Consider the following 12,969-nt stretch of genomic DNA (forward strand, 5'->3'; position numbering starts at 1 on the left):
GCCGTCCGGTGTGTCTTGTTATGCGCCGACCATGGTCGGACTTTTGCCGGGTGTCAGCGTGTCAGGTCGTGCGGGTGCGATACCGGCTTCGAACTCGGAACGGAAGTATTTGATCGCACTGCCCAGCGGTTCGACGGCTCCTGGTGCGTGTGCACAGAAGGTCTTGCCAGGGCCGAGGAAATTGACGAGACCCAGCAGGGTTTCGATATCGCCCGGCTGGCCCTGACCGTTCTCGATCGCACGCAGCATCTTCACGCTCCATGGCAGACCGTCGCGGCATGGCGTACAGAACCCGCAGGATTCCTGAGCGAAAAACTCTTCCATGTTGCGCAGCAGCGAAACCATGTTCACCGAGTCATCGACTGCCATGGCCAAACCGGTACCCATCCGCGTACCGACCTTGGCGATGCCGCCGGCGTACATCTGAGCGTCGAGGTGTTCAGGCAGCAGGAAACCGGTACCGGCGCCGCCTGGCTGCCAGCACTTGAGCTTGAAGCCGTCGCGCATGCCACCCGCATAGTCTTCGAACAGCTCGCGGGCCTGTACGCCGAATGGCAGCTCCCACAGGCCAGGATTCTTGACCTTGCCGGAGAAGCCCATCAGCTTGGTGCCGTGGTCTTCACTGCCTTCGCGGGCGAGCGATTTGTACCAGTCGTTGCCGTTGTTGACGATGGCCGGCACGTTGCACAGGGTTTCAACGTTGTTCACGCAGGTCGGCTTGCCCCAGACACCCACGGCAGCGGGGAAGGGCGGCTTGGAACGCGGGTTGGCGCGACGGCCTTCCAGGGAGTTGATCAGTGCTGTTTCTTCACCACAGATGTAGCGACCGGCACCGGTGTGCACGAACAGTTCGAAATCAAAGCCCGTGCCCAGAATGTTCTTGCCCAGCAGACCCGCTGCCTTGGCTTCGGCCACGGCGCGGTTCAGGTGCTTGGCCGCAGTAACGTATTCGCCACGCAGGAAGATGTAGCCGCGATAGGCTTTCAGTGCCTTGGCGCTGATCAGCATGCCCTCGACCAGCAGATGGGGCAGTTGCTCCATCAACATGCGGTCCTTCCAAGTGTTGGGCTCCATTTCGTCCGCGTTGCACAGCAGGTAGCGGATGTTCATGGATTCGTCTTTGGGCATCAGGCCCCACTTCACGCCAGTGGGGAAGCCTGCGCCGCCGCGACCCTTGAGGCCGGAGTCCTTGACGGACTGGACGATTTCGTCGGCTGATTGCTGGAGCAACGCCTTGCGTGCTGCTGCGTAGCCGTCTTTGGTCTGATATTCGTCAAGCCACACCGGCTCGCCGTCGTCACGCAGACGCCAGGTCAGCGGATGAGTTTCTGCGGTGCGCGCAATGCGGTTCGCAGGGCCGAAGGACGTGATGGTCATAGGTAACCCTCCAGCATCTTGGCAACGCCAGCAGGCTGTACGTCGCCGAAAGTATCGTCATCGACCATCACGGCCGGGGCCTTGTCGCAGTTGCCCAGGCAGCAAACGGGCAGCAGAGTGAAGCGGCCGTCTTCGGTGGTTTGACCCAGACCGATGCCGAGCGAAGTCTTGATCTCGTCGACCACTGACTCGTGGCCGCCGATGAAGCACACCATGCTGTTGCAGACACGGATGATGTGGCGTCCGACCGGCTGACGGAAAATCTGGCTGTAGAAAGTGGCCACGCCTTCGACGTCGCTGGCAGGAATGCCCAGCAGATCGCCAATGGCGTAGATCGCACCGTCCGGCACCCAGCCACGTTCCTTCTGAACGATCTTCAGGGCTTCGATGGACGCCGCGCGCGGGTCCTCGTAGTGATGCATTTCATGCTCGATGGCCGAGCGCTCTGTTTCGCTCAGCGCGAAACGGTCTGTCTGGATAAGCGGGCTGTTCATGCTTAGCGGTCCACGTCGGCCATAACGAAATCGATACTACCCAGGTACGCGATCAAGTCCGCGACCATGCTGCCTTTGATCACCGAAGGGATCTGCTGCAGGTGCGGGAAGCTTGGGGTGCGGATCCGGGTACGGTAGCTCATGGTGCCGCCGTCGCTCGTCAGGTAATAACTGTTGATACCCTTGGTCGCTTCGATCATCTGGAAGGATTCGTTGGCCGGCATGACCGGGCCCCACGAAACCTGCAGGAAGTGCGTGATCAGGGTTTCGATGTGCTGCAGGGTGCGCTCTTTGGGCGGCGGCGTGGTCAGCGGGTGATCCGCCTTGTACGGGCCAGCCGGCATGTTGCGCATGCACTGGTCGATGATCTTGATGCTCTGGCGCATTTCTTCCACGCGCACCATGCAGCGGTCGTAGGCATCGCCATGCACGGCCAGCGGGACTTCGAACTCGAAGTTCTCGTAACCCGAGTAAGGGCGAGCCTTGCGCAGGTCGAAGTCCAGGCCGGTGGCACGCAGGCTTGGGCCGGTAACGCCCCAGTCCAGCGCTTCTTTGGTGTTGTAGGCAGCGACGCCAACGGTACGGCCCTTGAGGATGCTGTTCTGCAATGCAGCCTTGGTGTATTCGTCGAGGCGCTTTGGCAGCCAGTCCACGAAGTCCTTGACCAGTTTTTCCCAGCCGCGTGGCAGGTCGTGTGCAACACCGCCGATGCGATACCAGGCCGGGTGCAGACGGAAACCGGTAATGGCTTCGATCACCGTGTACGCCTTCTGGCGGTCGGTGAAGGTGAAGAACACCGGGGTCATCGCGCCCACGTCCTGGATGTAGGTACCCAGGAACAGCAAGTGGCTGGTGATGCGGAAGAACTCGGCCATCATGATACGAATCACGTTGACGCGATCTGGCACGGTGATCCCGGCCAGTTTCTCGACCGAAAGCACGTACGGCAGGTTGTTCATCACCCCGCCGAGGTAGTCGATGCGGTCGGTGTAAGGGATGTAACTGTGCCATGACTGGCGTTCGCCCATCTTCTCGGCACCACGGTGGTGATAGCCGATGTCCGGGACGCAGTCGACGATTTCTTCGCCGTCCAGCTGCAGGATGATACGGAACGCACCGTGGGCCGACGGGTGGTTCGGGCCCAGGTTGAGGAACATGTAGTCCTCGTTCTTGCCGGAACGCTTCATGCCCCAGGCTTCCGGATTGAAGCGCGCGGCTTCTTCTTCCAGTTGCTGTTTGGCGAGCGTCAGGCTGTAGGGATCGAATTCGGTCGCGCGCGCGGGGAAATCCTTGCGCAGCGGGTGACCTTCCCAGGTCGGCGGCATCATGATGCGGGTCAGGTGCGGGTGGCCCGGGAAATCAATCCCGAACATGTCCCACACTTCACGCTCGTACCAGTTGGCGTTTGGCCAGATACCGGTGACGGTCGGCACGCTCAGGTCGCCTTCCGACAGCGCTACCTTGAGCATGACGTCGCTGTTACGTTCTATCGACATCAGGTGATAGAACACAGTGAAGTCGGCGCCCGGCAGTCCGCGGCGGTGAGTGCGCAGGCGCTCGTCCACGCCATGCAGGTCGTAGAGCATGGAATAGGGCTTGGACACCTGACGCAGGAACGTCAGGATTTCCACCAGTCGGGCGCGCTCGACCCACAGCACAGGCATGCCGGTGCGGGTCGTCTGCGCCGTGAAGGCCTCGGCGCCAAAACGGTTGTTCAGTTCAACGACGACGTCTTGGTCGTCAGCCTTGTAAGGCGGGATGTACAGAGCGTTGTCTGCAGTCATAGGTCTCAATCACTTCGGTCAACGTACAGAATCAACCCCGGTTCCTGTCTTTTTTATAAGAAGAACGGGCTGGATCAGACTTCGTCGGGGCTGCGCAGGTTGGTGACCTGAATACGCTGTTCGCGGCGCTGTTCCTTTTGCGACGGCATGTCGGCGCGATAGACGCCTTGATCACCGACGACCCAGGAAAGTGGGCGACGCTCCTGGCCGATGGATTCCTGCAGCAGCATCAGGCCTTGCAGGAATGCCTCGGGGCGGGGCGGGCAGCCGGGCACGTAGACATCCACGGGGAGGAACTTGTCCACACCTTGAACCACGGAATAGATGTCGTACATGCCACCGGAGTTGGCACAGGCGCCCATGGAAATGACCCACTTCGGTTCAAGCATCTGTTCGTACAGACGCTGAATGATGGGAGCCATCTTCAGGAAAGGCGTACCGGCGATTACCATGAAATCCGCCTGACGTGGCGAAGCCCGGATAACCTCGGCGCCAAAGCGCGCGATGTCGTGAGGAGCCGTGAAGGCGGTGGTCATTTCCACGTAGCAGCACGACAGGCCGAAGTTGTAAGGCCACAGGGAGTTTTTCCGCCCCCAGTTGACCGCACCGTTCAGCACGTCTTCAAGCTTGCCCATGAAAATGTTTTTGTGGACTTGATCTTCTAACGGATCGGAAACGGTTTCCCGTTTGCCGATGGGGTACTGCTCGTTAGGAGCGTCCGGGTCGATCCTTGTAAGGTTGTATTGCATCGCCAAAGCCTCATTGTTTCAGCTTCGCTTGTCGGTTACGGCGACCTTCAGGAGCCCAATCAAGTGCTCCAACCCGCCATAGGTAGACAAGACCTGCCAACAGAATTGCTATGAAAACGAGAGCTTCGACGAATCCGGTCCAGCCGCTTTCGCGGACGGACACAGACCAGGCAAAGAGAAAAAGGGCTTCAATATCAAAGATCACGAAAAGCATCGCGACCAGATAGAATTTTGCGGAAAGACGCAGACGCGCGCTGCCGGTAGGCAACATGCCGGATTCGAAAGGTTCGTTCTTGCTGCGGCCCCACGCCTTGCTTCCGAGCAGGCTGGAGAGACCGAGCATGAAGGCGCAAAGGCCGACAACACCCAAAAGGAAAATGGCGAAGCCCCAGTTGTGGGCAATCAATCCTGTCGATTCGGGCATGCTGGCAGTCCTTGTTAGAGAGCAAAGGTCTCTGTGCTTGATAAAGAGTCGAGGCAGTGACGAAATGTCGCAGAGCAGTCAACGCGATGATTTTATGTGCAAACAGTTGGCAAGTAAATTTTCTACATCAAATTTATTCAACGAATCAATCGGCTATAAGCCCTTTGAAAGGCTGTAGGGCCTGCCAGGCGGGCGTTACAGGGCTTTTCATCCATTATGTATCAATCGGTCGAAAATGAATGAAACGCAATTTGAATGATAATTGATATCATTTGAGGGGCGCTGTAAGTTCTGCTTGCCATAGTTACGCCATGAGTTGATTAAAAGCCTGCAGATTTATCGCATTACGTGCAGCGGCTTACATTGTCCCGGATCAATACCGCGCATCGATACCCCGGAATAAAAAAACCGCCCCTTGGGGCGGTTTTTTTATCGAGCGCGTTGCCGGGTGGATCAGTGGAACTGTTCTTCTTCAGTCGAGCCGGTCAGGGCGGTGACCGATGACACGCCGCCCTGGATCACGGTAGTCATGTCGTCGAAGTAGCCGGTGCCCACTTCCTGCTGGTGGGCCACGAAGGTGTAGCCCTTGGCGGCGTCAGCGAACTCCTGCTCCTGCAGTTTTACGTAGGCGGTCATGTCGTTGCGGGCGTAGTCATGCGCCAGGTTGAACATGCTGTGCCACATATTGTGGATACCCGCCAGCGTGATGAACTGGTGCTTGTAGCCCATTGCCGACAGCTCGCGCTGGAATTTCGCGATGGTCGCGTCGTCCAGGTTCTTCTTCCAGTTGAAAGAAGGTGAGCAGTTGTAGGACAGCAACTGGTCCGGGTATTCCTTCTTGATCGCCTCGGCGAAGCGACGTGCTTCGTCCAGATCCGGTTTGGCAGTCTCGCACCAGATCAGATCGGCGTATGGCGCGTAGGCCAGGCCGCGTGAGATCGCCTGATCCAGGCCGGCACGGACCTTGTAGAAACCTTCCGGTGTGCGCTGGCCGGTCACGAACTGCTTGTCGTAAGGGTCGCAGTCCGAGGTCAGCAGGTCTGCCGCGTTGGCATCCGTACGGGCCAGAATAATGGTCGGCACGCCAGCGACGTCAGCAGCCAGACGGGCAGCCACCAGCTTCTGAATGGCTTCCTGGGTGGGCACCAATACCTTGCCGCCCATGTGGCCGCATTTTTTTACCGAGGCCAACTGGTCTTCGAAGTGCACACCTGCAGCACCGGCCTCAATCATGCTTTTCATCAGCTCGTAGGCGTTCAGTACGCCGCCGAAACCGGCTTCGGCGTCTGCCACGATCGGCGCGAAGTAGTCGATATAGCCTTCATCGCCCGGGTTCTTGCCGGCTTTCCACTGGATCTGGTCGGCACGGCAAAACGAGTTGTTGATGCGCTTGACCACGGTCGGGACTGAGTCAACCGGGTACAGCGACTGGTCCGGGTACATGGATTCGGCGGAGTTGTTGTCGGCGGCAACCTGCCAGCCGGAGAGGTAGATCGCCTGAATGCCGGCCTTGACCTGTTGAACCGCCTGACCGCCAGTCAGCGCGCCCATGCAGTTGACGAAGTCCTTGTCAGGCCGGAAGGATGGCCTGGCACCTTGCGTGACCAGATTCCAGAGCTTGTCAGCGCCCATTTTTGCGAGGGTGTGTTCCGGTTGAACCGAGCCACGCAAGCGGACCACATCGGCGGCGGAGTAGGTACGGGTCACGTGTTTCCAGCGCGGATTTTCAGCCCAGTCTTTCTCGAGAGCCGCTATTTGTTGTTCGCGTGTCAGTGCCATGGAGATAAACCTCTAGAAGTAGGTCTTGTTGGAAAGTCCTGCTCCGCCAAAACGCCTTGTTTATCGAAGGCACGGTAGATGGCTGCTCGCTGACAGGAAACCCTGGATCGGGCCGCCGGTTAACGGATGGCGATGGGTGAACGATGGCTCGAGGAGAGAGCAGGGTGCCGGGCATGACTCAGTCAAGTGGACAGTCTGGCTCGTGGATGCCGTTGTGCGTCACCAAAAAGCCTTGCCGGGTTACCGTTTACGCTTCCGTCCCTCGGGACAACTTCGTTCCAGTCGCAATCTCGTCAAACTGCCTTGTGGGCGGTGCGGACACGAATCGGCTCTAGTGGGTGAGTCAGAGCGGCGATTCGAAGGCCTGTTCAGGGCCTCTGATCAGCGGGAGCGAGGCAATCATGCCTCGCGATTTTTGACCCGTCAAACAATTTGTAGTGCTTTTTAATAATCACTACATATCTGTTTGAAAGCGACCTACTGGTCATTAAAAGCCCCGCAGGTACTGGGTTTCAGGCATGCGCAGGCTATTCGAGGGTTTGCACCATCACGCGCAGTACCATGTCGTCCCGACCCTGGGTCGAATAGCGTTGAGCGACGCCGTTCTGGTCGGCCATCGACTGGTCGCTGCTGCTGGCCAGCGTGATCCATTCGCCGAGGCGACCGCTGACCTGGCTGTCAGTGCTTTGCACCTTGATGGCGTCAGGCCGCTCCTGGCTCATCCGGTCGCGGTTGGTGCTGATGTTCAGGTGCACCGTCTCGCCTGTGACGCTGGCGGTGACGTAAAACCCCTGAGTCACGTTGCGGTATTCGGTATTGCTCTGCGCGTAGCCATAGGAATCGGTTGACGAGGTGGTCAAGGGCACGCTTTGTCCGACCTGAATGAGCGCTGGCGCACCCTCGGTGGCCTGTATCTGTTGCACCCCGCCTTCACGACTGACTGTGCCGTAGTTGATGACCCGGGACCCATTGGCGCTGCGGGAGGCGTTTTCGCCGGTGTCCACGCTGATCAGCAAGCGCTTTGGTGCGGTATCGAGCTGCGAAATCAAGGTGCGAAGTTCTTCGATCTTGCGCGAATCAGCGTTGACGACAAGCTGGTTTCCATAGGCGCTGACCGTGCCGTCCTGGCCCAGAAAAGACTTGGCGACGGGCAGCAGATCGGCGCTGGTCCGGTAATTGAGCGGCACGACTTCCGTCGCCGCGAGTGTGCAGGTGCTGATTAGGATCAGCAGCGAGGCGAGCAGGGTACGTCCTGACATGTCCAGTCTCCGCAATGATTGCGTAAAGCATGAGTGTGCCATGTTGTCGGCCTGTGGCGGGCAAGCTGAATGTCCAGATGGCAAAACGCCCCGACATTTGTGTTCCAGCATAGTCCGGCTGGAACAGGAAAATCGGGGCGTCATGTTTTTGTAGTGCGCTTTTTAACGCCTACATACCTTGGTGCTCAGGCCTGGCGTACCATGTTCACGTGTGGCAGCCCTGCTTCGAGAAACTCGTCACTGACCACGGTGAAGCCAAAGCGCTCGTAAAACGCGATGGCTTGAACCTGAGCGCTGAGTTTCTGCTCCTTCAGGCCGCGCTTCTCGGCCTCATTGATCGCAGCGGTCAGTAACGCTTCGCCGACTTTCAGGCCTCGCCAGTCCTTGAGCACAGACAGCCGACCAATTTCACCATCCTGCAGGAGGCGGGCAGTGCCGATCGGGTAATCGCCCTCTGATGCCAGGAAGTGCACGGCGTCCATGTCTTCCGAGTCCCACTCAAGCTCCGGCGGAACCGATTGCTCGGCGATGAAGACCGCATCGCGGATGCGCCTGATATCGGCGTTTTTTCTCTGCCAGTCTGCAACAGATACGGTGACTTTATTCATCGGCAAATCCCAGGCTTCCTTGTTTTACGAGTTCGCAAAGCAGATTGCGTCCTTCGTCATCGGCCAACCATTGGCCAAGGTTTTCGCTGTGCAGTGCATCGGCAGCGCAGATCAGTTTGAGCAGTTCGCGCAGGTTGCCCGGCAACAGGCGGCTCTGACCACTGGCAAACAGTAGCAGATCATCGTCCACTTCCGACCAGGCCAGGCGTGCGCTCGGGTTGCGAATGAGCACTGCGCCCTGTTCCAGGCTGTCGAGCAGGTCTTCTTCGGCCAGTTCCGGGCCGGTCACCAGTTCAGGATAGCGTGGTTCGGTCATGAACTGGCCGAACCAGGTCAGCAGCAGGCGCTCGTCGCCCATGTGCTCGGCCAGTAAAGCCTTGAGACGGTCGAGTGCGTCATGCTGGATCTGATGAGGATCACTGACCGGCTGTGCGTCGGCGTCGGTATAGCGCTCTTCATCAGTGATGAATTGGCTGAGGAAGTCGGTGAAGTGGGTCAGCACTTCGGCTGCCCCAGGGGCGCGGAAGCCTACCGAGTAGGTCAGGCAGTCGTCCACGGCCACGCCGCAGTGGGCCAGACGTGGCGGCAGGTAAAGCATGTCGCCCGGCTCCAGCGTCCATTCTTCGGTCGCTTCGAAGTCGGCAAGAATGCGCAGGTCTGCATGCTGCAGAAGAGGGCTGTCGGAGTCGCACATCTGGCCGATCTGCCAGTGCCGCTTGCCGTGGCCCTGAAGCAGGAACACGTCGTAATTGTCGAAATGCGGGCCGACGCTGCCGCCGGGTGCGGCGTAGCTGATCATCACATCGTCGATACGCCAGCTTGGCAGGAACCGGAAGTGCTCCAGCAGTTCGCTGACTTCCGGAACGAACTGATCCACTGCCTGGACCAGCAGCGTCCACTCGCGCTCAGGCAGTTTGCTGAATTCGTCTTCGGCGAACGGGCCGCGACGCAGCTCCCAGGGACGCTCGCCTTTTTCGATGACCAGTCGCGACTCGACCTCTTCTTCCAGGGCCAGACCGGCCAGCTCGTCTGCATCGATCGGACTCTGGAAGTCCGGCAATGCCTGACGGATCAGCAATGGCTTTTTCTGCCAGTAATCACGCATGAAGACGCGCGCGCTGATGCCGCCCAGAAGTTGAAGAGGAATATCAGGATTCATGTGTAAGCCCTTGAAATGAAAACGCCCGGCACAGCCGGGCGTGTGCAAATTGTCTTGCGTGTCAGATGCGCTTGGCTTGAGCTGCCGCGTTGCCGATGTAATTGGCGGGGGTGAGCTTTTTCAGCTCGGCCTTCGCTTCGGCAGGCATGTCCAGGCCGTCGATGAAAGTTTGCAACGCTTCTGGGCTGATGCCCTTGCCGCGTGTCAGTTCTTTCAGCTTTTCGTACGGATTTTCGATGTTATAGCGACGCATGACCGTCTGGATCGGCTCGGCCAGGACTTCCCAGCAGGCGTCCAGATCAGCCGCGATGCGCTGTTCGTTCAGTTCCAGCTTGCCAATGCCCTTGAGGCTGGCTTCGTAGGCAATCACGCTGTGGGCAAAACCTACGCCCAGATTGCGCAACACGGTGGAGTCGGTCAGGTCGCGCTGCCAGCGGGAGATTGGCAATTTGCTGGCCAGATGCTGGAACAGTGCGTTGGCGATGCCCAGGTTGCCTTCGGAGTTCTCGAAGTCGATCGGGTTGACCTTGTGCGGCATGGTCGAAGAGCCGATCTCGCCCGCGATGGTTCGCTGCTTGAAATAACCCAGGGAGATGTAGCCCCAGATGTCGCGGTCGAAGTCGATCAGAATGGTGTTGAAGCGTGCGACGGCATCGAACAGTTCGGCGATGTAGTCATGCGGCTCGATCTGAGTGGTGTAGGGGTTGAAGCCCAGACCCAGTTCGTCTTCGATGAACGCGCGCGCGTTCGCTTCCCAATCGATATCGGCATAGGCCGACAGGTGAGCGTTGTAGTTGCCCACTGCACCGTTGATCTTGCCCAGCAATGGCACTGCCGCGATCTGTGCGATCTGGCGCTCCAGTCGGTAGACGACGTTGGCCAGTTCCTTGCCCAGCGTAGTGGGAGAGGCTGGCTGGCCGTGAGTGCGCGACAGCATTGGCACGTCGGCGAAACGGATGGCCAGTTCACGGATGGAATCGGCGATCTGGCGCATCAGCGGCAGCATGACGGTGTCGCGGCCTTCGCGCAGCATCAGGGCGTGGGACAGGTTGTTGATGTCCTCGCTGGTGCAGGCGAAATGGATGAACTCGCTGACGTTTTCCAGCTCGGGCAGCTTGGCAGCCTGTTCCTTGAGCAGGTATTCCACGGCTTTCACGTCGTGGTTGGTCGTGCGCTCGATCTCTTTGACGCGCTCGGCGTGTTCCACAGAGAAGTCTTCGGCCAGCGTGTTGAGGATGGCGTTGGCCTGCGGGGAGAATGCCGGCACTTCAGTGACCTGCGGATGAGCCGCCAGACGCTGAAGCCAGCGCACTTCGACCATCACACGAAAACGGATCAGGCCGTATTCGCTGAAAATAGGGCGCAAAGCCTGGGTTTTGCCGGCGTAGCGGCCATCAACAGGGGAAACCGCGGTGAGCGAAGAAAGCTGCATGGGGTGCTCTCGGACAGTCGGGCAACAAAAAGGGCGCGTATCATACATGAAAAATCAGTCCGACTGAGGCGGACTGACCAGCGTAGATCGCACCATGCCTGTGGTGGTGAGGGTCATTGCGGCGCGGCGGTCAGCCGTGCAGCAATGGGTAAAGTTCTTTCAATAGCTTGCGTCGATTGAATACCAGCTGCCAGCGATGACCGCCAACCTGCCGCCACAGCCGCGCCGAGCGAATCCCGGCCAGCAGCAGGGCGCGAATCTTCGATGCGTTGTTGGGTTGCTGCAGGTTGCGCATGTCGCCGTGCACCTGAATACGCTGGCGCAATGTGCTCAGCGTGTCCTGATACAGAGCGCCGGTAGCAGCGATCACGTTCTCGTGGGCCACGCCAAAGTGCTCGGCCTGCGACTGAATCACCGGGATTCGTTTGCCGATCACTTCCAGCATGTCGTCACGCTTGGCCAGTTGGCGTTCCAGGCCCAGCATGGCCAGGGCGTAGCGCAACGGCTCGCGTTGCAGTGTCGCGGGGTCGCGTTCCAGAGCGCTGACCATTGCGCGATAGCCTTCATGCAGGTTCAGATCGTCGCCGCCGTACACGTCCAGCGTGTCCTTGGGGTCGACCACCAGCAGGCTACCGATCATGCAGCTCATCGCCGCTTCGCTGACCTGACCGGTCTTGGCGATCCGGTCGACCAGTACGGCGGCCTGGAACACGCCACCCAGGGCGGTCAGTTGTTCCTGAGTCGGGGTCATCAACGCTTGTCCTTGCTGGTCCAGGGTTCGGCGACTTCGATTACGCCACCGCCCAGACAGATTTCACCCTCGTAGAACACGACGGACTGGCCGGGTGTGACCGCACGTTGCGGCTCGTCGAACGTGGCGCGATAGCCATCAGCGGTCTTTTCCAGCGTGCAATGCTGGTCGCCCTGCCGATAGCGGACCTTGGCGGTCAGCTTGCGCGGGCTGCTCAGGTCGATGGGGTTGACCCAATAGATCTCCGAGGAGACCAGCGCCCGGGAGAACAGCCATGGGTGATCATTGCCCTGGCCCACGATCAGCTCGTTATGTTCCAGGTCCTTGACCAGCACGTACCACGGATCATCGCTGGCGTCTTTCAGGCCGCCGATGCCCAGGCCCTGGCGCTGGCCGATGGTGTGGTACATCAGGCCGCTGTGGCGACCGATCACTTCACCGTCGGTGGTCTTGATCTCGCCGGGCTGGGCGGGCAGGTACTGGCGCAGGAAATCCGTGAAGCGACGCTCGCCGATGAAGCAGATCCCGGTGGAATCCTTTTTCTTGGCGGTCGCCAGGCCATGCTTTTCAGCAATGGCGCGCACTTCCGGCTTTTCCAGTTCGCCGACCGGGAACAGTGTTCTGGCGATCTGTTCGCCACCCACGGCATGCAGGAAATAGCTCTGATCCTTGTTCGGGTCCAGCCCCTTGAGCAGTTCGGTGCGGCCATCGATATCGCGGCGGCGCACATAATGGCCGGTGGCAATCAGGTCGGCACCCAGCATCAGGGCGTAGTCGAGGAAGGCCTTGAACTTGATTTCCCGGTTGCAGAGGATGTCCGGGTTGGGGGTGCGCCCGGCCTTGTATTCGTCCAGGAAGTGTTCGAACACATTGTCCCAGTACTCGGCGGCAAAGTTGGCGGTGTGCAGCTTGATGCCGATCTTGTCGCACACAGCCTGTGCGTCGGCCAGGTCTTCGCGGGCGGTGCAATATTCCGTTCCGTCGTCTTCTTCCCAGTTCTTCATGAACAAGCCTTCCACCTGATAACCCTGCTCCATGAGCAGTACGGCGGAAACGGAAGAGTCCACGCCGCCGGACATGCCGACGATCACGCGCTTCATTTCTGAGTTGGAGGGAGCTGGATCACGCATAGGGATTCAATGGGTGGCCTTGA

The 12,969-nt window shown here is 59.3% G+C and carries 12 protein-coding genes; all 12 read right to left on the reverse strand.

Annotated elements, in window-relative coordinates:
• Positions 1-18: 18 nt before the first annotated feature.
• The 12 genes from nuoF to mnmA all read right to left on the reverse strand — a co-directional run bounded on the left by nuoF (position 19) and on the right by mnmA (position 12,946).
• The gene (nuoF, locus tag AO065_RS18230) at positions 19-1,377 is read right to left on the reverse strand and encodes an NADH-quinone oxidoreductase subunit NuoF (protein ID WP_004884644.1); all 1,359 of its coding nucleotides are present in this window, start codon (positions 1,375-1,377) and stop codon (positions 19-21) included.
• Entirely contained in the window at positions 1,374-1,871 is a 498-nt protein-coding gene (nuoE, locus tag AO065_RS18235) for an NADH-quinone oxidoreductase subunit NuoE (protein WP_004884646.1), read from the reverse strand. The genes nuoF and nuoE overlap by 4 nt, the downstream gene beginning before the upstream one ends.
• A gap of 2 nt (positions 1,872-1,873) precedes the next feature.
• Entirely contained in the window at positions 1,874-3,655 is a 1,782-nt protein-coding gene (nuoC, locus tag AO065_RS18240; RefSeq protein WP_004884655.1) for an NADH-quinone oxidoreductase subunit C/D, read from the reverse strand.
• 74 nt (positions 3,656-3,729) lie between these two features.
• Positions 3,730-4,404, reverse strand: a complete 675-nt coding sequence (locus AO065_RS18245) for a NuoB/complex I 20 kDa subunit family protein (protein WP_004884656.1) — start codon at positions 4,402-4,404, stop codon at positions 3,730-3,732.
• A 10-nt stretch (positions 4,405-4,414) separates the two neighbouring features.
• The gene (locus tag AO065_RS18250) at positions 4,415-4,828 is read right to left on the reverse strand and encodes an NADH-quinone oxidoreductase subunit A (protein ID WP_002554011.1); all 414 of its coding nucleotides are present in this window, start codon (positions 4,826-4,828) and stop codon (positions 4,415-4,417) included.
• Positions 4,829-5,281: 453 nt separating this feature from the next.
• Entirely contained in the window at positions 5,282-6,607 is a 1,326-nt protein-coding gene (gene aceA / locus AO065_RS18255) for an isocitrate lyase (RefSeq protein ID WP_004884657.1), read from the reverse strand.
• Positions 6,608-7,134: 527 nt separating this feature from the next.
• Positions 7,135-7,866, reverse strand: a complete 732-nt coding sequence (locus AO065_RS18260; RefSeq protein ID WP_004884661.1) for a secretin N-terminal domain-containing protein — start codon at positions 7,864-7,866, stop codon at positions 7,135-7,137.
• Between the two features lie 185 nt (positions 7,867-8,051).
• Positions 8,052-8,474 (reverse strand): GNAT family N-acetyltransferase, encoded by a 423-nt coding sequence (locus AO065_RS18265; protein ID WP_004884663.1) that lies wholly within the window; start codon positions 8,472-8,474, stop codon positions 8,052-8,054.
• The gene (locus AO065_RS18270) at positions 8,467-9,633 is read right to left on the reverse strand and encodes a ribosomal protein uL16 3-hydroxylase (protein WP_004884664.1); all 1,167 of its coding nucleotides are present in this window, start codon (positions 9,631-9,633) and stop codon (positions 8,467-8,469) included. The genes AO065_RS18265 and AO065_RS18270 overlap by 8 nt, the downstream gene beginning before the upstream one ends.
• Positions 9,634-9,694: 61 nt before the next feature.
• On the reverse strand, positions 9,695-11,065 hold the full coding sequence (purB, locus tag AO065_RS18275) for an adenylosuccinate lyase (protein ID WP_004884667.1): 1,371 nt from the start codon (positions 11,063-11,065) through the stop codon (positions 9,695-9,697).
• Positions 11,066-11,195: 130 nt separating this feature from the next.
• The gene (hflD, locus tag AO065_RS18280) at positions 11,196-11,816 is read right to left on the reverse strand and encodes a high frequency lysogenization protein HflD (protein ID WP_004884670.1); all 621 of its coding nucleotides are present in this window, start codon (positions 11,814-11,816) and stop codon (positions 11,196-11,198) included.
• On the reverse strand, positions 11,816-12,946 hold the full coding sequence (mnmA, locus tag AO065_RS18285; RefSeq protein WP_004884672.1) for a tRNA 2-thiouridine(34) synthase MnmA: 1,131 nt from the start codon (positions 12,944-12,946) through the stop codon (positions 11,816-11,818). The genes hflD and mnmA overlap by 1 nt, the downstream gene beginning before the upstream one ends.
• Positions 12,947-12,969 lie beyond the last annotated feature (23 nt).

The sequence above is a fragment of the Pseudomonas viridiflava genome, assembly GCF_001642795.1.
GTDB lineage: Bacteria > Pseudomonadota > Gammaproteobacteria > Pseudomonadales > Pseudomonadaceae > Aquipseudomonas > Aquipseudomonas viridiflava.